This is a genomic window from Microbacterium marinilacus, assembly GCF_019753765.1.
Classification (GTDB): Bacteria; Actinomycetota; Actinomycetes; order Actinomycetales; family Microbacteriaceae; genus Microbacterium; species Microbacterium marinilacus.
In genome coordinates this window covers 168,427-187,431 of sequence record NZ_JAIJZW010000007.1, presented here as the reverse complement: position 1 = coordinate 187,431, position 19,005 = coordinate 168,427, and the positions used below count along the sequence as shown (strand labels likewise).

Annotated in this window: 16 protein-coding genes; 14 read left to right on the top strand and 2 right to left on the bottom strand. The window is 67.4% G+C overall.

The features are described from left to right. The first annotated feature begins 36 nt into the window (after positions 1-36). Together K5S26_RS12985 and K5S26_RS12980 are read left to right on the top strand one after the other, a co-directional pair. On the top strand, positions 37-1,032 hold the full coding sequence (locus K5S26_RS12985; RefSeq protein ID WP_221858840.1) for a glycosyltransferase: 996 nt from the start codon (positions 37-39) through the stop codon (positions 1,030-1,032). 118 nt (positions 1,033-1,150) lie between these two features. Further along, complete coding sequence (locus K5S26_RS12980) at positions 1,151-1,897, top strand: endonuclease/exonuclease/phosphatase family protein (protein ID WP_246603970.1); 747 nt, start codon at positions 1,151-1,153, stop codon at positions 1,895-1,897. 60 nt (positions 1,898-1,957) lie between these two features. Here the strand turns inward: K5S26_RS12980 and K5S26_RS12975 are convergent, their stop codons facing one another. Both K5S26_RS12975 and K5S26_RS19205 read right to left on the bottom strand, forming a co-directional pair. Further along, the gene (locus tag K5S26_RS12975) at positions 1,958-2,515 is read right to left on the bottom strand and encodes a hypothetical protein (protein ID WP_221858838.1); all 558 of its coding nucleotides are present in this window, start codon (positions 2,513-2,515) and stop codon (positions 1,958-1,960) included. Between the two features lie 147 nt (positions 2,516-2,662). After that, complete coding sequence (locus tag K5S26_RS19205; RefSeq protein WP_308122962.1) at positions 2,663-4,327, bottom strand: DUF4012 domain-containing protein; 1,665 nt, start codon at positions 4,325-4,327, stop codon at positions 2,663-2,665. Between the two features lie 207 nt (positions 4,328-4,534). Between K5S26_RS19205 and K5S26_RS12970 the strand changes: the two genes are divergently transcribed. Genes K5S26_RS12970 through K5S26_RS12915 form a run of 12 tightly spaced genes read left to right on the top strand, consistent with a single transcriptional unit; the run spans position 4,535 to position 18,904 of the window. After that, positions 4,535-6,373 carry a polysaccharide biosynthesis protein gene (locus tag K5S26_RS12970; protein WP_308122961.1) on the top strand — a complete coding sequence of 613 codons (1,839 nt, stop codon included), beginning with the start codon at positions 4,535-4,537 and terminating at the stop codon, positions 6,371-6,373. Next, positions 6,370-7,506 carry a DegT/DnrJ/EryC1/StrS family aminotransferase gene (locus K5S26_RS12965; protein WP_221858834.1) on the top strand — a complete coding sequence of 379 codons (1,137 nt, stop codon included), beginning with the start codon at positions 6,370-6,372 and terminating at the stop codon, positions 7,504-7,506. Before K5S26_RS12970 ends, K5S26_RS12965 begins: the two co-directional genes overlap by 4 nt. Beyond that, positions 7,503-8,543 carry a lipid II:glycine glycyltransferase FemX gene (locus K5S26_RS12960; RefSeq protein ID WP_221858832.1) on the top strand — a complete coding sequence of 347 codons (1,041 nt, stop codon included), beginning with the start codon at positions 7,503-7,505 and terminating at the stop codon, positions 8,541-8,543. The genes K5S26_RS12965 and K5S26_RS12960 overlap by 4 nt, the downstream gene beginning before the upstream one ends. A 56-nt stretch (positions 8,544-8,599) precedes the next feature. After that, entirely contained in the window at positions 8,600-10,405 is a 1,806-nt protein-coding gene (locus K5S26_RS19030) for a sugar transferase (protein ID WP_221858830.1), read from the top strand. Then, positions 10,402-11,220, top strand: coding sequence for a GNAT family N-acetyltransferase (locus tag K5S26_RS12950; RefSeq protein ID WP_221858827.1), 819 nt, complete (start codon positions 10,402-10,404; stop codon positions 11,218-11,220). Before K5S26_RS19030 ends, K5S26_RS12950 begins: the two co-directional genes overlap by 4 nt. Beyond that, positions 11,214-12,161: a DegT/DnrJ/EryC1/StrS family aminotransferase gene (locus K5S26_RS12945; protein WP_221858825.1), complete on the top strand. Its 948-nt coding sequence runs from the start codon at positions 11,214-11,216 to the stop codon at positions 12,159-12,161. Before K5S26_RS12950 ends, K5S26_RS12945 begins: the two co-directional genes overlap by 7 nt. Beyond that, a complete protein-coding gene (locus tag K5S26_RS12940) occupies positions 12,158-13,204 on the top strand; it encodes a polysaccharide biosynthesis protein (RefSeq protein ID WP_221858824.1) in 1,047 nt (348 codons plus the stop codon). Before K5S26_RS12945 ends, K5S26_RS12940 begins: the two co-directional genes overlap by 4 nt. After that, positions 13,204-14,298: a polysaccharide biosynthesis C-terminal domain-containing protein gene (locus tag K5S26_RS12935; RefSeq protein WP_221858822.1), complete on the top strand. Its 1,095-nt coding sequence runs from the start codon at positions 13,204-13,206 to the stop codon at positions 14,296-14,298. Before K5S26_RS12940 ends, K5S26_RS12935 begins: the two co-directional genes overlap by 1 nt. Positions 14,299-14,300: 2 nt before the next feature. Continuing rightward, positions 14,301-15,446, top strand: a complete 1,146-nt coding sequence (gene wecB, locus K5S26_RS12930) for a non-hydrolyzing UDP-N-acetylglucosamine 2-epimerase (protein WP_221858820.1) — start codon at positions 14,301-14,303, stop codon at positions 15,444-15,446. Further along, entirely contained in the window at positions 15,443-16,429 is a 987-nt protein-coding gene (locus tag K5S26_RS19200) for a CgeB family protein (RefSeq protein WP_221858818.1), read from the top strand. Before wecB ends, K5S26_RS19200 begins: the two co-directional genes overlap by 4 nt. A gap of 19 nt (positions 16,430-16,448) precedes the next feature. Further along, a complete protein-coding gene (locus K5S26_RS12920; protein ID WP_221858816.1) occupies positions 16,449-17,708 on the top strand; it encodes an oligosaccharide flippase family protein in 1,260 nt (419 codons plus the stop codon). Continuing rightward, positions 17,705-18,904 carry a glycosyltransferase family 4 protein gene (locus K5S26_RS12915; RefSeq protein ID WP_221858815.1) on the top strand — a complete coding sequence of 400 codons (1,200 nt, stop codon included), beginning with the start codon at positions 17,705-17,707 and terminating at the stop codon, positions 18,902-18,904. The genes K5S26_RS12920 and K5S26_RS12915 overlap by 4 nt, the downstream gene beginning before the upstream one ends. The last annotated feature ends 101 nt before the right edge of the window (positions 18,905-19,005 follow it).

Genomic DNA, 19,005 nt, shown 5'->3' with positions numbered 1-19,005 from the left:
GGGAAGATGAGCCGAGCGGGTGCGCCGATCACCGTGATGCAGCTCCTCGTCGACCCGGCTGTCGGGCCGAAGTCCTTCAACCCGTACACCACGCTTCTCGTCGGAGCACTCGATCCGTCCCTTGTCCGCACCCGATACTTCCGATGGAAGGGACTGCTCACCGACGATTTCGACGTGTTGCACGTGCACTGGCCTGAGCACTTCACGCGGCACAGGTACGGCGTCGTCCGCGTCATGAAAGCCGTGCTGCTGTTGGTCTTCCTGGTGCGAATCCGACTGCAGCGCAAGGCCATCGTCCGCACGGCCCACAACCTTCGGCCTCACGAGAAGGGCACCTGGATCGAGCGGCGGGTGCTCGACTGCCTCGATCGCTGCACCACGCTGTGGTTCGTGCTCAACGACGCCACACCCGTCCCCGCGGCGCGCAAGCTGCTGATCCAGCATGGCCACTACCGCGACTGGTATCGCATGCCTCGTCCTGGCGAGCAGGTGCCTGGGCGCCTCCTGGCGTTCGGTCTGATCCGAGCGTATAAGGGCATGGATGATCTCGTCTCGGCGTTCCGTGATGTCCCGGGCGATCAGTGGACGCTGCATCTCTGCGGGCGCGCGGAGTCGTCCGAGACAGTCGCCCGGCTGGAGCAGGCGCGCGCCGGGGACCAACGGGTGCGTCTCGACCTTCGTTTCGTGCCGGACGAGGAGCTGGCGCAGGAGATCGCGCAGTCCGAGGCAGTCGTTCTGCCATATCGCGACATCCACAACTCAGGTGTCGCACTGCTGGCGCTCTCGCTGAACCGTCCGGTCATCGTCAGGGACGCACCTGCGACGCGGCTGCTGGAGCAGGAGTTCGGTTCCGAATGGGTGCATCGTTTCACCGGTGACCTCGATGCGCAGACGCTGACGGCGAGCGTCTTCGCCCTGCGCGGGTCTGTGCGCGCCGACGAGGCCGACATGTCGGGTCGAGAGTGGAGTGTTCTCGCCGCTGAGATGACAGCCGGATACCGTCGAGCGCTGACGCTCGCGGGGCAGCGCTGACAGGTCGAGCTCGGTGCTCGCGGCGCGCGCGGAACAGACGCGCAACCGTCGCGCGCTCAGCTGAGCCGTGTCAACCCCTCAGCCCATGCATGGCACGGAAGCGTAGGGTAAGGGCGTTATGAGGGTCATCTCGTACAACCTTCGCAAGCATCGTGCCGCCGGAGAGCTTGCCGATCTCGTCGACCGCTGGGGCGCCAACGTGCTGTGCCTGCAGGAAGCCGACACGCTCGACATGCCGCAGCAGATCTCCGGACTGTCTCTGGCGCGCGCGACGTCGCAGAACCGACTGGGGCTCGCGCTGTACTACCGCGAGAACATGTTCCAGCTGCAGGACGTGGTCACGCTGGCGCTGAAGAAGTCGCTGCACGATATCGTGCTGCGCCCGGCGCACGAGCGGCTGCTCGCCGCTCGGCTGCGCGACATCGACGCCGGCCGCGACCTGATCGTCGCGTCGTTCCACGCCGCGCCGCTGACGGCCTTGAACTCGCTGCGACGGCACCAGATCCGTACCGCGCTCAGCGAGCTGCAGAAGATGTGGCCGGGGCTGCCGACCCTCATGGTCGGCGACTACAACTACCCCGTCTTCAAGGAGAAGCTCGGCGAGCGCGTGCGAAGCCACGGCTACGACCTGACCCTGAGCGACTCGCGGACGTACACCCGGTATCGGTTCTTCCGCGGGCACTACGACTTCGCGACGTCCGTCGGCCTCGACATCGACAAGGTGACGACGCTGCCGCAGGGGGCGTCCGATCACCTTCCGATCCTCGTCACGGCGACGTACCGCCACGGGCACCGGGAGTTCCGCGAGGTGCCCCGGGGTGCCGTCGAAGAGGTGACGGCGGAGCCGACGCGCGAGGCGGGCTGACCCCAGACGCGCTGGAGGGGCCGACGGTGATCCGCCGGTCCCTCCGCGAGTCTTACGCGATCAGCTGTCGCGGTGCTGGCGACGACGGATCGTGGTCGCGGCGAGAACCGCTCCACCGGTGAGCAGCAGCGCGCCGCCGCCGACCCACAGAGCGGTCATGTCGCTGCTGCCGGTGGCCGCGAGGTTGCCGTCGGCTCCGCTCGCGCCGGTGCCCGAGGTCGCTCCGACAGTCAGCGTCGCGGTCTGGACGAGTCCGCTCGTCGACCCGGTGGCCGTCAGCGTGTAGGTGCCCGAGGCGTTCGCCGGGAGGGTCACGTTCACGACGACGGACCCGTCATCTGCGGCCTGGTAGGTCGCGCTCTTCGTCTCGACCGCGGTGCGGACGATCGAGGCGAGCGTCGCCGAAAGCGCCGACTCACCGGTCAGTGTGACCTCGACCGTTTCGCCGGCATCGAAGCCGCCGAAGGCTACCGCCACGGTGCCGCCGGGAACGAGCGAGCCGCTGACAGCAGGAGCGTCCGGCGTCGGCGCCGGGTAGGCCTGCGCAGCTGCCGGGGCGCCGAACGCGAGGGCACCCGCCACGACCAGCGAGGCAACCATCTTGGTGTGCTTCTTCATGACTACCTCTTTAAACGGGCGGATTGAGCAACCCGGGTGACGCGAAACAGCTGGCGGTCCGCCAACTCCATATCAGTATCACCATGAAACGTCTACTCCGCCATACGCATGTCGGCTTTTCCGCCGTGTTTCGGGCGAAAGCGCCGTTCAATGGGCCTGCGGGGTGACCAATATCGTGGGGCGCCCGTTCATCGGGCTGGTCGGGCCCGCCGTGAGGCGCGTCGTCGCGGACTCGCCGGGCGCCAGATCCACGTAGCCGACGAGCACGTCGTGGCCCCCATGCGTGCCGCGCGTGAACCCCGTGAACCCCCCGGCGTCGAGGCCGCTGACGTCGTACCCCTGCGGCACGTAGATGTAGACGACCGTGCGGGCGATACCGGCGGGCACCCCGTACCCGCCGCCGCCCGTCACGGATGCCGGAAGGCTCGCCGCATCGTCGGGCGCCTCGCTGCGCAGCGTCAGCGTCAGCTCCGAGGCTCCGGCCCGCGCGAGGCTGTCGACCAGGGTCACGTCGGTTCGCAGGTAGTAGCCCATCTTCGAGCCCGTGCCGTCGTTGAGGTAGACGCCGAACTCGTCGCTGGAAGGCGGGGGGCCCGACAGGGTCGTGTCGGCGAGCGTCTGCTGTTCGTCGGGATGGGTGCTGTAGACGAGGAGGCGTCGCTCGCCGCCGGCCTTCATGAGGGCGGCCACCAGGGTCGCCGGCTCGTAGCGGCCCTCCGTTATGGCGTCGAAGACCGCCGACGTCGCGGCGGCGAAGTACGCGTTCTGCTGAAGGGGGTCGTACCGCAGATACACCTCGTTGAGCAGCAAGTCGACGGCGTTCGCGGACGTGAGGGTGTCGCCGCCCGGCAACGACACCGGGCCGGTCGCCTCGAGCAGGTACGACAGCGCGACGGGGTCGATCGACAGCACCCCGTCGAGCTCTGAACCCTTCCTCGCGGACCAGTACCCGTGCAGGAGCTCGCCGACGACCGCGAAGTCGGGGATCTCCGTCGTCGCCGAGATCACACGGTCCGGACCTTGATAGAGCTCTGACAGCTCCTCCGACAGGCCGGGGATCGGCTCGTCGACGGCGAAGTCGCCCGCCGAGTACTGCGTTCCCAAGGTGATGCGGCCGTCGTCCGCGCTCACCTCCGCGAAAGAGCCGGGCATCCCCCCGAGCGAGCGCAGCTCTGCGTTGTTCTGGAAGGCGAGCAGGTAGTCGCGCTGCCCGTCCTGGCCGAGCATCGACGGGAGCAGGCGAGACGCATTGTCGAGGGCATCGATCGCCGAGGCGACCTGCGTGACGGCGCCGCGGGCGTCCTCGTACGTGCCCTGCAGCACGCCGACGAGCCGTCGCGCGTCCACCCGATCGATCGACTCACGGGCTGTGGTCGCCGCTTCGACGGCGGCCGGCAGGTGTTCGCCGAGCGCGGCGATCCGATCGAGTGGCAGCGCGCCGTCTTGTGGTGCGAGCGCGTCGAGCCCGCCTCCGTCGACCATCTCGGCGAGCGGAGGCAGCGCCTGGTCGGTGAGCAGGTCGGCGCTCTCGGCGATCGCCCCCACCGCGGCCAGCTGCGGGCCGACCCATGGCAGCGCCTCGCTCGCGGTCCAGACGAGGTCGTCGGTGAGGGAATGCGCGGCGGCCGCCTCGCGCTGCAGGTCGGCGGCCAGGGGAGCGAGCTCGGTGTCCGATCCCGCGAACGCTGCGGGGACCTCTCTCGAGATCTGCGCGACGCTCTGCAGGTGACCGACCGCCATCGCTCCTCGCACGCCGACCCAGATCGTGCACAACAGGGCCGCGGCGAGCACGCCGAGGAACGCGATGCTCACAGGAGAGAAGCGGACACGGCCTCGGCGCATGGTGACCACTGTAGGTCGGGGCGGAATGCACCCATCGGCTCCGATGACCGGGAATTACTCTCGGCGCATCTGGCGCGCACGTCAGATGGTGCTTATATCCTGAACGAGCGCTGGGAATCATCACCTCGATTCGGCTTTCTCGCTCAGGCGCTATGGGCGGAGGGCCTGAGAGACACCGTGACTACGACGAAGAGCAGGGACGGAGACCGCAGCCCTCTCGCGCTCTTGCGCCGCTACGGCGCCCAGTACGCGCTCGACGTCGCCGCCTGGGCCACGGCGGTCGTGCTCGCCTTCCTGCTGCGGTACGAGTTCGACCTCGGCCGCGACAGCTGGCCGCGGATGCTCGTGCTCGTCGTGACGGCCGGGCTGCTGCAGCTCGTCGTCGGCTGGAGCGTCTATCTGTACCGAGGTCGCTACACGTACGGCACCTTCGAGGAGGTGCGGGCGGTCGCGCAGGCGGTGGTGCTCGTGGCGCTTCTGCTGGGCATCCCCCTGCTGTTCGTCGGGCCGCTGGTCGCGGTCCCGCGCAGTGCGATGTTCATCGCGCTGCCGATCGCGCTGCTGGCCGCGTTCAGCGTGCGGTACCTGAAGCGCCTCTACGTGGAGAGGCGCCAGCGCCCCGACTCCGGCGCGACGCGCACCCTGATCTACGGTGCCGGATACCTCGGCGCCGACCTGGTGCGCCGGCTGGAGACCGACCCCCTGTCGAGCTACCAGGCGGTCGGGCTCGTCGACGACGACCCGCGAAAGCGCAACATGCAGCTCAAGGGCGTGCGGGTGCAAGGGGGCCTGGACGACCTGCGCAGCATCGTCGTCGCGACGCGCGCCGAGGTGCTCATCGTGGCCATCGGCCGTGCCGACTCCGAGCTGCTGCAGCGCGTGCACGACGCGGCCAGCGAGCTGGGGGTGCGCGTCAAGGTGCTGCCGCCGTTCTCCGATATCCTGCGGGAGGGCTCGCGCGCCGCGGACATCCGCGACATCGAGATCGAGGACCTGATCGGTCGCCAGCCCGTGGACATGAAGGCCGAGCTGGTGACCGGGTACATCGCCGGCAAGCGGGTGCTGGTCACCGGGGCAGGCGGCTCGATCGGTGCGGAGCTCTGCCGCCAGATCGTCGCCTTCGCGCCGGCCGAGCTGATCATGCTCGACCGGGACGAGACGGGCCTGCAGAGCGCTCAGCTTTCGATCTCCGGCCACGGCCTGCTGGACACCAGGGACGTCGTGCTGGCCGACATCCGTGACCCAGATGCACTGGCGGAGATCTTCGAGGCGCGACGCCCGGAGGTCGTGTTTCACGCCGCGGCGCTGAAACACCTGCCGATGCTGGAGCAGTATCCGGAGGAGGCGTGGAAGACCAATGTGCTGGGCACCTTGAACGTGCTGCGCGCCGCGGAGTCGGCAGGCGTCGAGACGTTCGTCAACATCTCGACCGACAAGGCGGCGAACCCGAAGAGCGTGCTCGGGCACTCGAAGCGGGTCGCCGAGAAGCTGACCGCCTGGATGGCGAAGCGCACGGAACGTCCCTACCTGTCGGTGCGGTTCGGCAACGTCCTCGGCAGCCGGGGGTCGCTGATCCCGATCTTCCAGAACCTCATCCAGCAGGGCCGTCCCCTGACCGTGACGCACCCCGACGCGACACGGTTCTTCATGACGATCCCCGAGGCATGCCAGCTGGTCGTGCAGGCCGGCGGCATCGGTGAGGCGGGGGAGGTGCTGATCCTCGACATGGGCGAGCCGGTGCGCATCCTCGACATCGCCGAGCGCATGATCGCCATGTCGGGCAAAGAGCTTCCGGTGGTGTTCACCGGTCTGCGCGAGGGAGAGAAACTGCACGAGGAGCTGGTGGGCGAGCGCGAGTCGGCGAGCCGGAGGTTCCATCCGAAGATCTCCCACGCCGCGGTGGAGCCGGTCCCTCCCGAGGGACTCGACTACAGCGGGTGGGCGGGGCGGATGTTCACCGAGCCACGAGACAACAGCACCGCGGCCATCCCACGATTCCGCCAGGAGGCGCAGTGACCGCCGATCGGGTCTACCTGTCACCGCCCGACATCGGGCAGCTCGAGGAGGACCGGCTGGTCGCCGCGCTGCGATCGGGGTGGGTCGCGCCGCTCGGCCCGGAGGTCGACGCGTTCGAGCGAGACCTCGCGGAGCGCGTCGGCGTGGCGCACGGCGTAGCGCTCAGCTCGGGCACCGCCGGGCTCCACCTCGGTCTGATCGCGCTGGGCGTCAGGCCGGGCGACGTGGTGCTCACGAGCACGATGACGTTCGCGGCGACCGCCAACGCCATCGTCTACACCGGTGCCGAGCCGTACTTCGTCGACGCGGACCCGGCGACCGGCAACATGGACCCGGAGCTGTTGGAGCAGGCGCTCGCAGGGGTACGGGAGCTCGGCGAGCGGGTCGGCGCGATCGTGCCGGTGGACCTGCTGGGCAAGACGGCCGACTACACCGCGATCGAGGAGATCGCGGCGGCGCACGGCGTCCCCGTGCTCTCGGACGCCGCGGAGTCGCTGGGGGCGACGCACGCCGGTCGGGCGGCGGGCAGCTTCGGCGCCGCGTCGATCCTGTCGTTCAACGGCAACAAGGTGATGACCACCTCGGGCGGCGGGGCGCTGCTGACCGACGACGGCGACCTGGCGCAGCATGTGCGGTACCTGGCGACGCAGGCACGGCAGCCGGTGGTGCACTACGAGCACACCGACATCGGCTACAACTACCGCCTGAGCAACCTGCTGGCAGCGCTCGGCCGCGCCCAACTGTCGCGGCTGGACGAGATGATCGCCCGGCGGAGGGCGCTGCGCGACCGTTACAAGCGCGCCTTCGGCGACGTCACGGGCGTCGAGGTCTTCGGCGCGGACGGCGACGAACACGACAACGCGTGGCTCACCTCGATCGTCGTCGACGCCGAGGCGGCCGGCTGGGAGCCCAGCGAGCTGAGCGCGGCTCTGGCGGCGGAGAACATCGAGAGCCGCCCGCTATGGAAGCCCATGCACCTGCAGCCGGTGTTCGCCGGCGCGCGCGGCGAGATCAACGGCTCGTCGAAGCGGCTGTTCCGCACCGGGCTGACGCTGCCCAGCGGATCCGCGCTGCGCGATGAGCAGGTCGACCGGGTGTTCGCGGCGATCGACGTCTTCCTCGGGGCGCGATGACGGCGCGACTGCGAGTCCTCGACGCGGGAGACGCGAAAGACAGGGCTGAGTGGGAGCGGGTGTGGCGCCGTCTCCCGAAGCGGGAAGTGAGCGCACGCCCCGCGTACGTGAGTCTCTTCGGACAGGACGGCGACCGCGCGCTGGCCGCCCTCTTCGAGGACGAGGGCGAGGCAGGCATTCTCTATCCTTTCCTCCTGCGGCGGATATCCGCGGGACAGACGTTCACCGACATCACGAGCGCGTATGGGTATGGCGGGCCCGCGCACTGGGGGCAGCAGCGGCCGAGTGAGACGGCTCAGCGGTTCTGGCCGGCTTTCGACGAATGGGCGAGATCCGAGAACGTCGTCAGCGAGTTCATCCGGTTCGACCTCTTCGAGGGATCGCACGATTGGTACCCGGGCGAAGTCGTCGAACGACAGCCGAACGTGGTGGTGCGGTTGGAGCTCGACGAGCCGGCGCTCTGGGCCGGCTTCGAGCACAAGGTGCGCAAGAACGTCAACCGCGCAAGGCGGTCAGGCGTCGAGGTAGTGGTCGACGCCGAAGGCGCTCACCTGGACAGCTTCCTGCGCGTCTACCGGGCGACGATGGACCGCAGGGCGGCGGCGCCCCGCTATTACTTCACACGGGACTTCTTCGATCGGCTGCGTTCAGACCTCGATGGTCACTGGGCCTATTTCCATGCTTACCTCTCCGGAAGGATCGTCTCGACCGAGTTGGTCCTGGTCTCGCAAGACGTCGTCTACTCCTTCCTCGGCGGGACGCTCGAGGAGGCCTACCCCTATCGGCCGAACGACCTGCTCAAGTACGAGATCATCCGTTGGGCCCGCGAGAAGGGGAAGCGAGCATTCGTGCTCGGAGGCGGGGTGTCCGCCGGCGACGGCATCGAACGGTACAAGCGGGCGTTCGCGCCCGGCGACACGGAGACGTTCCGAATCGGCAGGAGGATCCTGAACGTGGAAGCATACGACCGCCTCACTGCCGATCGTGAAGGGGCTTCCTCGATCGACCCCGACTTCTTCCCGGCTTACCGCGCATGAACGCCGCACGACCTCGCCGACGGGCGTCCGACCGGAACTCCCGTCGCGTGCTCATCGTGAGCCAGTGGTTCGACCCGGAACCCACCTTCAAAGGCCTGATGTTCGCGAAGGCGCTCCGCGCACGGGGCTACAGCGTGCAGGTGCTGACCGGGTTCCCCAACTACCCCGGCGGCCGTCTCTACGACGGGTATCGCATCAAGCTCTTCCAAAGGGAGAAGGTCGACGGCGTCGACATCCTGCGGGTACCGCTCTATCCGAGCCACGACGCGTCGAGCCTCCGGCGAGTGGCGAACTATCTGTCGTTCGCGCTCGCGGCCGCGGTGGCCGCGTTGATCGTCCGGCGACCCGCTGTGGCGTACGTGTATCACCCGCCCGCCACCGTGGGGATCGTCGCACAGGTGCTGAAGTACGTGCGGGGAGTGCCGTTCGTCTACGACGTGCAGGATCTCTGGCCCGACACGCTCCGAGCGACGGGCATGGTGAGCGGCTCGCCGATCCTTGGAGCAGTCGGTCGCTACATGAAGGCGGTCTATCGGGCGGCGAGCCGTGTGGTGGTGCTCTCTCCAGGCTTCCGCCGCCTCCTCGCAGAGCGAGGGGTTCCGGAAGGCAAGCTCGAGGTCATCCCGAACTGGACATACGAACCCGCCGGCGCTCGCACCACGGCCGCCCCTCCCGCGAACGACGAGTTCGTCGTGATGTATGCGGGGAACGTGGGCGCCGCTCAGGCGTTGGAGGTCGTGGTCGGTGCTGCCCGGGAGCTCACAGGACAGGGCGTCCGCTTCGACATCGTCGGCGATGGTCTTCGACTCGCGGACGTGAAGCGAGCAGCGGAGGCAGCAGGAGTGGACAACGTCCGTTTCATCGGGCGTCGCCCCGCCGCCGAGATGGACGAGCGGCTCGCCTCGGCGGACGCCCTGCTCGTCCATCTTCGAACCGACCCGCTCTTCGAGATCACGATCCCGTCGAAGACGCAGGCCTACCTCCGAGCGGGCCGTCCGATCCTCATGGGGGTTCGAGGCGACGCCGCACAAATGGTGGAGGAAGCCGCGGCCGGGGTCGCCTTCGAGCCGGAGTCGGCGTCGTCGCTCGCCGACGCCGTGCGACGTCTTCAAGCGCTCACGCCGTCCGCCCGCGAACGGATGGGGGCCTCGGGGCAGGCCTACTATGCGCAGAGGCTCGCGCTGAGGGTGGGGACAGCCCGTTTCGACGAGGTCTTGTCGGAGGCGAGCCTCCATAGGCCGCGATATCTCTTCGCGAAGCGCGTGCTGGATGTGCTCGGGGCTGGTGTCGGCCTCGTCGTCGGCGCGGTCCCCATGGCGATCGTGGCGTTGCTCGTGAGATGGCGCATCGGAGGGCCGGTGCTCTTCGTCCAGGAGCGTCCTGGGCGCAACGGCACACCGTTCCGGATGTTCAAGTTCCGCACCATGACGAACGCCATCGACACCGATGGCGCCCTCCTGCCGGACCGTGACCGTCTGACAGCGCTCGGTCGCATCCTGAGGACCACCAGCCTGGACGAGCTCCCGGAGCTCTGGAACGTGCTGAAGGGAGACATGTCGCTCGTGGGTCCTCGGCCGCTCCTCATACGTTACACGCCGTTCTTCACCGAGCGGGAGCGAATCAGGCTCCGGGTGCGGCCGGGGATCACCGGGTGGGCTCAGGTCAACGGGCGCAACCAGGCTTCCTGGGACCAGCGGCTGGCTCACGACGTCTGGTACGTGGAGAATCGATCGTTCGCGCTCGACATGCGGGTCATCGCCCTGACCTTCACGCGGGTCCTTCGCTCCGACGGGGTCGTCGTCGACGCGGAGTCGATCATGCGGAACCTTGACGACGAGCGCGCGGGGGAGGCGGTGCGATGAGTGCACCGGTGACGATCCAACGGCTGGACGCGTCGCGCATCGGCCCGGCGGTCGATCTTGTCCGGAACTCGTTCGACGCCCGCCTCCTGCCCTACATGATCTACGGACAGAGCGGGGTCGAACGCTACATCGAGTCCGCGCAGCCGCGCGTCGGCGTCGCAGGGGGCCGTGAGGGATGGGTGGCGCTCGACTCGGGCGCGGTCGTCGGGTACGCGGAGTTCGACCTGGCACGGCTCCCGACCGCCCACCTCGCCTATGTATGCGTGGCGAGCTCGCACCGGGGCGACGGCCTCGCCCGACGCATGATCGAGCGTTTCGCCGCCGAATGTGCTGCGGCCATGACGCTCTCGTTGGACGTCTTCGACGGCAACACGGCGGCGAAGGGTCTCTACGACCGACTCGGGCTCTCCGCAGAGGGGGCGGCCGCAGAATGGATCGTTCGACCTCTCCCGGCACCGGAGGCCCGGCCGCTGCTCGTCGAGGAACTGCCTCAGAGCCTTGCCGTGCATTCGGTCTTCGGGTTCTCGTCGCTGCGGATACATCACGGTGACCGTCTCGTCACCGTCGGCCGTCTGGGCGAGGCCATCCTGCGGACATCGTCGCCGGCGGAGTTCTTCGACGACGATCTGCTGGCTGCGCTGAGAGCGGTCTTCCCCACCCTGAGAGAGGCACTGTTGGTCACGACAGAAGCAGGCCGTGCGGGCTGGCTGCAGACGCAGACGCAGACGCAGACGCAGACGCAGACGCAGACGCTGACGCGCAGCACTCGGTTGTCCGGCTCCATCGGCTCAGAACTGCGAGGCGGATCGTGCTGATCGACAAGGGAGCGGTGAAGGGGGACACCGGGCGCGCCCCCGCGCACTTCTACGAGTCCGCGAGAGCGGGCATGCGCGACCTGCTCACACGGGGCCCGGTTCCGCACGACAGTCGCGATGGAGTCCTGCTGCCCGGCTACATCGGCTGGTCCGCTCGCGAAGGCAGCGGCGTGTTCGATCCTGTGCGCGAGTCGCGACGCTCGTTCGACTTCTACAGGCTTCACGAAGACCTCTCCGTCGACCTGGACGATCTGGAGCGGGCTCTCGCGACCGGACGTTTCCAGTACGTGGTGGTCATCCGCTACTTCGGGCGTCTCAACACGGACATGCGGAAGGTGCGCGAGCTGACGGACGCGGTCGGCGCGGTGCTCGTGGAAGACCTCGCGCACGGCTTCTTCAGCTCGATGCGCACGCCCGCGGCCAGCGCCGGGCACGTGGCGGTGTACTCGTTGCACAAGCAGTTCGCGATGTCCGATGGGGGAATGGTCGTCTATCGGGACGCCGCCCTTCTCTGTGATCAGCGCTCTACCCGCCCGGATCTCGCTGCTGAAGTGCTTTCGTACGACTGGACGCAGATCTCCGACCTGCGTCGTCGCAACTTCGAGCTGATCCGCGCTGAGCTCATCAAGCGGTCGCATGACGGAGTCACCCTCATGTGGCCCGAGCTGGAGGCCGGAGAGGTGCCGCAGACGCTGCCCGTGCTGCTCGACTCGGCAGATCGGGACCTCGTGTACGAGGACATGAACGCTGCGGGATTCGGCATGGTGACGCTGTACCACACGCTGATAGCGGAGGCGAGGGGAAAGGACGCGACCATCGAGCGCATCGCGCGCACGATCATCAACTTCCCCGTGCATCAGGATGTGGATCCAAGGCGCATCCCCGCGCTGATCGCGGCGTTCGAGGCCGCAGTGGAACGACGCTCGGGAGGGAAGAGATGACCACGTCATACGAGGGCAAGAAGATCCTGGTCACGGGAGGCACAGGCTCGTTCGGCCACACCGTCGCGGCCAAGCTGCTGCAGCGCGACGTCGCCGAGATCCGCATCCTCAGCCGGGACGAGGCGAAGCAGGACCTCATGCGCCAGGAGCTCCCGGACCGGCGGCTGCGGTTCTACGTCGGGGACGTGCGGGACTACGAGAGCGTGGAGCGGGCGACGCGCGACGTGGACTACGTGTTCCACGCGGCTGCGCTGAAGCAGGTGCCGTCTTGCGAGTTCTTCCCGATGGAAGCGGTCCGGACGAACGTCAACGGCAGCGAGAACGTGGTGCGCGCCTCGGAGTACAACGGCGTGAAGTCGCTCGTGTGCCTCAGCACGGACAAGGCCGTCTACCCCGTCAACGCGATGGGCATGTCGAAGGCGCTGATGGAGAAGGTCGCCCAGTCGCACGGACTGAACAACCCGCATGCGGCCACCACCGTCTCGTGCGTTCGATACGGCAACGTGATGTACTCGCGCGGGTCGGTGATCCCGCTGTTCATCGGACAGCTGAAGGCGGGCAAGAACCTGACGGTCACGAACCCCGACATGACGCGCTTCATGATGTCGTTGGCGAACTCCGTCGACCTCGTCGAGTACGCGTTCCAGAACGCCCGGCAGGGTGACCTGTTCATCCGCAAGGCGGTGTCGTGCACGATCCGCGACCTCGCCCAGGCCGTGATCAGCCTGTTCCGTTCGAACGCGAAGGTCGAGGTCATCGGTACCCGTCACGCCGAGAAGGTGTCTGAGGCGCTCGCCACCCGGGAGGAGCTGGCGCGCGCCGAGGACCTCGGTGACTACTTCCGCATCGTGGCCGACAACCGTGATCTCAACTACAGCCTCTACTTCGAGAAGGGCGACGTCACACAGGCGATGTACCAGGACTACGACTCCCACGGCGTCGAGCGCCTCGCCGTCGACGAGATCGAGGACCTGCTGCTCACGCTGCCGGAGGTTCGCGTGGAGCTGGCAGCGGCCGGCATCCCGTCGGCTCGGGAGCGCTGATGGGCGCGGTCGCGATCACAGGAGCGAACGGGTTCCTCGGTCGCCACACCCGTGCGGCGCTTCGCGAACAGGGCGAAGACGCGCGCCGTGTGGCAGTGGGCGACGCGTTCGATCTCGCGGACGCGACATCGTCGCTCGAGGGTGCGTCGCGGCTGGTGCACCTGGCGGGGGTGAACCGCGGGGCCGAGGAGGACGTGCGGGAGCAGAACCCGGGGTTCGCCGATCAGATCGCCGCCGCGTTGCGTCAGGCGGATCAGCCGCCGCCCGTGGTCGTCTACGCGAACTCGATCCAGGCGGCTGACGGCGGCGTGTACGGCGTGGCGAAGGCCCGAGCGGCCGACTCTCTGGCGCGGGCCGCAGCAGACGTCGGCGCGGAGTTCATCGACCTCCGTCTGCCGAACCTCTTCGGGGAGCACGGGCGACCGTTCTACAACGCGGTCACAGCGACGTTCTCGCATCTCCTGGCGGCGGGAGGCACACCCCAGGTCGACGTCGACCGCGAGCTGACGCTGCTGCACGCGCAGAACGCCGCCGATCTGCTGCTCGGCACCGTGCCGCTCGCCTCGCAGCGCGAACTTGAGGAGCACGAGACGGTCTCCGGGCTTCTCGAACGGCTGTCGGACCAGGCACGCACCTATGCGACCGGAGAGATCCCCGACATCGGCACGCCCTTCGACCGCGATCTGTTCAACACGTACCGCTCCTACACGTTCCCGGCGCACGCGCCCGTGGCGCTGACGAAGCACGCGGACGCGCGGGGGGCGTTCTTCGAGGTGGTGCGCTCGCATGGCGGGCCGGGGCAGTCGTCGTTCTCGACCACTCAGCCGGGGGTCGGCCGCGGCGACCACTTCCATCGGCGCAAGATCGAGCGGTTCACGGTGCTCTCGGGCCGGGCGACGATCTCGCTGCGCAGGCTCTTCGGCGACGAGGTCGTCGAGTTCGAGGTGACGGGCGACGATCCCGTGGCGGTCGACATGCCCACGTTCTGGGCCCACAAGATCGTGAATACTGGGGACGACGTCCTGTACACCTCGTTCTGGACGAACGACATCTTCGATCCCGACCGTCCCGACACGATCGCAGAGGCAGTGTGACCATGACCGGCCGATTGAAGGTTCTCACGGTGGTCGGGACGCGCCCCGAGATCATCCGCCTCTCGGCCACGATCAAGCTGCTCGATCAGCACACCGATCACGTGCTCGTGCACACCGGGCAGAACTACGACTACGAGCTGAACGAGGTCTTCTTCGAGGACCTCGGCCTGCGCCGCCCCGATCACTTCCTCGAGGCCGACACGTCGTCGCTCGGCGCGGCGCTCGGCTCGATTCTGATGAAGACCGAGCGCGTGCTGCTCGAGGAGCGACCCGACGCGTTCCTCGTCCTCGGCGACACGAACAGCGCGATCTCCGCCGTCATCGCCAAGCGCTTGAAGATCCCGGTCTTCCACATGGAGGCGGGGAATCGTTCGTTCGACGAGAACGTGCCGGAGGAGACCAACCGCCGACTGGTCGACCACGTCTCCGACTACAACCTCGTCTACACCGAGCACGCGCGGCGCAACCTGCTGGCCGAGGGGATCCACCCGTCGCGGATCCTTCTGACCGGCTCGCCCATGCGCGAGGTGCTGGAACAGAACCGGACGCAGATCGACGCCAGCGACGTGCTCGCGAGGCAGGGACTCCAACCACAGGGATACTTCCTCGTCAGTCTGCACCGCGAGGAGAACGTCGATGACCCGGACCGGCTGACCGCCGCTGTCGCCTCGTTGCAGGCGCTGCGGGCCGAGTACGGCGTGCCCGTCCTGGTGTCCACGCACCCGCGAACCCGCAAGCGCCTCGAAGCGCTGGATGCGTCGCAGAAGGACGGCATCGTCTTCCACCCGCCGTTCGGATTCCACGACTACGTGAAGCTGCAGCTCGAGGCGAAGCTGGTGCTGTCCGACAGCGGCACGATCAGCGAGGAGTCGTCGATCCTCGGCTTCCCCGCCGTCACCATGCGCGATTTCATAGAGCGGCCGGAGGCGCTGGACGCCGGGGCGATCGTGACCGCGGGCGTCTATCGCGATCATGTCCTAAGCGCAGCCCGAATCGTCCTGGACCGAATCGCCGCACCAGTGACCCCGGACCCTTACATGGTGCGGGACACGGCGGCCAGGGTCTTGTCGATGTTGGCGGGCTTCGCGCATTCTCATACAAGGCGGCTGGGGCTCCTCGTCGAGATCGCTGAGCGGGAGCTGCCGTGACGAAGATTGCGATCGTGGGGCCGCTGGATCCTGACTCTTTCGCGGACAACCTCGTGGACGCGGCGCGCAGAAGCGGCCATGACGTGCTCGGGTTGGGCCCGGCCCAGCCTCGGTTACGTCCTCAGCGCGTACAGAACGTCGCCGGCATCATCTCCGAACGAAGCCCTCGACTCGCGTCCAAACTGCAGTCGAAGCTCGTTACAGCAGCTCTGGAGTTCAAGCCCGACGTTCTTGTATCCGTCGACCGGCGGCTGACATCTGAATCGGTCCGGCGCATCGGTGCGAGCGGTACGAAAACGGCGTTGTGGTTTCCAGACCATGTGCACAATCTCGGCCGGCTCGATGTCCTATTGGCTGGATACGACTTCCTGTTCTTCAAGAACCCGATCCTTGTGTCGCAGCTCGCGGAAATTTACGGAGTGCGAGCAGTTTATCTTCCGGAAGGGGCTAACCCGACGTGGCACCGACCCGTCGGCGAATATGGAGTTGACCCCTCGATCGTTGTAGCGGGTAACGTCTACCCGACGCGAGCGTTACTGCTGCAACGGCTCCTGGAAGCAGGCATTCCGTTGCGCATTTTTGGAGCTCCAATTGCGCCTTGGATTGAGTTTCCTGATCTTCGCCAACTTCATGAGAACTTCTCCGTCACGCGTGAAGAGAAGGCGCGTGCCTTCCGCAGTTCAACCGCTGTCTTGAATAATCTTCATCCCGCAGAGTTCGCAGGGTCCAACTGCCGGATGTTTGAAGCCGCCGCATCAGGCGCCGTGGTGCTCACTGAACCGCGGCAAGGGATGGAGGAGTTGTTCGAGTACGGACGCGAGGTGGTCCCGTTTCGCAGCTTCGACCAGCTCGTCGAGGCGTATCGCCGCTTGGTGGCGCATCCCGAAGAAGGGCGCGCGATCGCAGATGCCGCCGCTGCGCGGGCTGCTCGAGAGCACACATGGGATCAGCGCCTCGATCAGCTGCTCGTCGAGCTGTTGTGATCGTCTATCCGTCCCTTCTGTGGGGAAGCCGCTCGTGAGGACAGGGCGCGCGGTCGTCCTGTCGACGGCTGTCAACATCGGGATGGCGGTCGCGGGTGCCGCGGCGGGCGTGATCCTGGCGCGCGGTCTGGGGGCCGAGGACCGCGGGCACCTTGCGGCCGTGATGGCGTGGTACGCGATCTCGTTGGTCGTCGCGGAGATCGGTCAGAGTGCATCTCTGACGTACTGGGTTGCGAACCGACCTGCTGAACGAGCGACGTATGTCTCGACGGCCCGCTTGTTGATGCTCGCACTGAGTCTGGTGGTGGCAGGGCTGGGCTTGCTCTTCGCAGACGTGCTGGCGGCCGGGAGCGACGAGGTTGCGCTGACGTATCGCATCGTCTTCTTAGGGTGCATCCTCAACGCAGCTGGTGCGCCGACGATGTACGCGATGCAGGCGACATCCATAGCGGTCTGGAACGTTCTTCGTGCCGTTCAGCCGCTTCTGTACCTTATTGTCATCGTGGTCCTCTTCGCGACCGAGCGTCTCACTCTCATCACGGCGGCGGTCGCGGTGCTGGTCAGCGTGGGAGCGCAGCTTCTTACCGCGACCGTCGTGGGCGGACGGTACGGTTTGCGCCGCCACGCGGTAACCAAGTCTGCGGTGAACGATCTCTCACGGTACGGAGCCGCCTACTCGTCATATGCTGTGCCGGCCACACTCGCTGTCCAATACGACCGGGTCCTTCTGTCATGGTCGGTCGGGGCTCAACAGCTGGGGCAGTACGCGGTAGCGATCACCGTCGCTCAACTCAGCAAGCCATTTGCGACCGCTATTGCGAGCGTCGTGTTTCCTCGGTTCTCGAGTTTCTCCGGCACTGAGCGCGCGCGTGTGTCGACAGAGAACCGCACCATCTGGGTGACGGTGGCCGCGACTGGCGCGGCGCTCGCGCTTGTGGGCATCCTGGGAGCTCCGTTGGTCCCGCTCGTTTTCGGGCCTGACTTCGCGGAGGCAGTGCCCCTCATCTGGCTGCTGCTACCCGCGATGCTGGTCCGTGGAGTGAACGATGTGATCGCCATGGTCCTGAGAGGTCGGGGGCTGCCCGCTCGAGCAGCTGTTGCCCAGCTTGCCGTGCTCGTAGCCGGAGCGATCGGGCTGGCGGCGTTCGTCGGCGTGTGGGGTATCGGTGCCGCCCCCGTCGTGCTGGCGATCGCGGAGCTCATTGGTCTCGCGGTCTCCTCATCGCTGCTGTGGCGGGTACGCCGACGCGCGGCGCAACTCGAGGAGAAGACATCGTGAAGGTGCTGATCGTGAGCACCGACTACGGCCCGGGCCGTAGCGGAGGGGTCGCGACAGTGGTGCGATTCCTGACCGATGCTCTGAAGCATCGGGACGTCCACGTGGAGGTCGCATCGCTGCAGATGTCCCGAGCAGCGGCGGAGAGTCGACGCCTGCTTGCTCCGCGTACATGGGCAAGGGGCCCGATCTCCACCCGAGCCGACGAGGAGGGCCTTGTCGTGCACCTCGTCGGAGCACCGCTCGCCGAGATCGAGTTCAGCCGCTTCCTTCCGAGGGCCCCGCTCGACGCCCTGATGAATGCCGCTGATCGTGTCGTCATCGTCGCAGGGACCCCCGCAGCGGCGCTCGCGGCCGCACGCACCGTCACACCAGCCGTCTTGCAGGTGGCGACGCTGGGCTGGTGGGAGCGGCGTGCTCAGGTCAATGAAGCGCGCGGAATCATGAAGCTCTATCGAATGCTGATGCGAGCAGCCTTGGCGGTCGCGGACCAGCGGGGGATCCGAGTAGCGGATACGGTGCTCGTCGAGAACCAGCGGATGCTGGCGTGGGCGGCGCGACGAGCGCGGCGACGAGTGCTCCTCGCGCCCCCGGGGGTCGACACCGAGCGCTTTGTGCCGGGAGCGCGGGACGAGGATGATCCTTACTTCGTCTATGTGGGCCGAATGGGGGATCCGCGGAAGAACATGGGTGGCCTCCTTCGCGCCTATGCGCAGTATCGACAGTTGAGCGCCGCACCGTCTCGTCTCGTCCTGGCGGGCCTCACTCGGCCTCTCCCGCACGACGCCGCCCTGATCGCTCAGCTGGGGCTGACGGGCAGCGTCGAGGTCAGAAGTCCCGTAGGGGAGGAAGAACTCGTGATGCTCTTACAAGGGGCATCGGCTTTCGTGTCGGCATCGACGGAGGAGGGGCTAGGGCTGACCTTCATCGAAGCGCTCTCCTGCGGAACCCCGGTGGTCACCACGGACACCGACGGAGCCATGATGGTCATACGAGATGGCATCGATGGACGAATCGTTGGAGGCGGCGAAGCTGTCGTGTGCGACCTCGCCAAAGCAATGCTCGAGTGGGAGCGGCCGACTCGTCGTGTGAGGGACACCTGCCGCCAGCGAGCGGTGGAAGTCTTCTCGGTAGAAGCTACGGCGGGCATCTACGTGCGTGAGATCCTTGCAGTCTCGGCGAGAAGGGCATCCGAGTGAGACATGGTCCGGCGGTGATGCAACAGTCGTCGCGTGCGCCCGATGCTCTGCAGTCGGCCGCTCGGCCCTCGCCTCAGCGAGTCGCCGTCGCAGCGCTACTG

What these genes read in the sequence shown, in the direction of transcription:
- K5S26_RS12985 (WP_221858840.1), top strand. Translation starts at nt 37, where the DNA reads ATGCAGCTCCTCGTCGACCCGGCTGTCGGGCCGAAGTCCTTCAACCCG.
- K5S26_RS12980 (WP_246603970.1), top strand. Translation starts at nt 1,151, where the DNA reads ATGAGGGTCATCTCGTACAACCTTCGCAAGCATCGTGCCGCCGGAGAG.
- K5S26_RS12975 (WP_221858838.1), bottom strand. Translation starts at nt 2,515, where the DNA reads ATGAAGAAGCACACCAAGATGGTTGCCTCGCTGGTCGTGGCGGGTGCC.
- K5S26_RS12960 (WP_221858832.1), top strand. Translation starts at nt 7,503, where the DNA reads ATGACGGCGCGACTGCGAGTCCTCGACGCGGGAGACGCGAAAGACAGG.
- K5S26_RS12950 (WP_221858827.1), top strand. Translation starts at nt 10,402, where the DNA reads ATGAGTGCACCGGTGACGATCCAACGGCTGGACGCGTCGCGCATCGGC.
- K5S26_RS12940 (WP_221858824.1), top strand. Translation starts at nt 12,158, where the DNA reads ATGACCACGTCATACGAGGGCAAGAAGATCCTGGTCACGGGAGGCACA.
- K5S26_RS12935 (WP_221858822.1), top strand. Translation starts at nt 13,204, where the DNA reads ATGGGCGCGGTCGCGATCACAGGAGCGAACGGGTTCCTCGGTCGCCAC.
- wecB (WP_221858820.1), top strand. Translation starts at nt 14,301, where the DNA reads ATGACCGGCCGATTGAAGGTTCTCACGGTGGTCGGGACGCGCCCCGAG.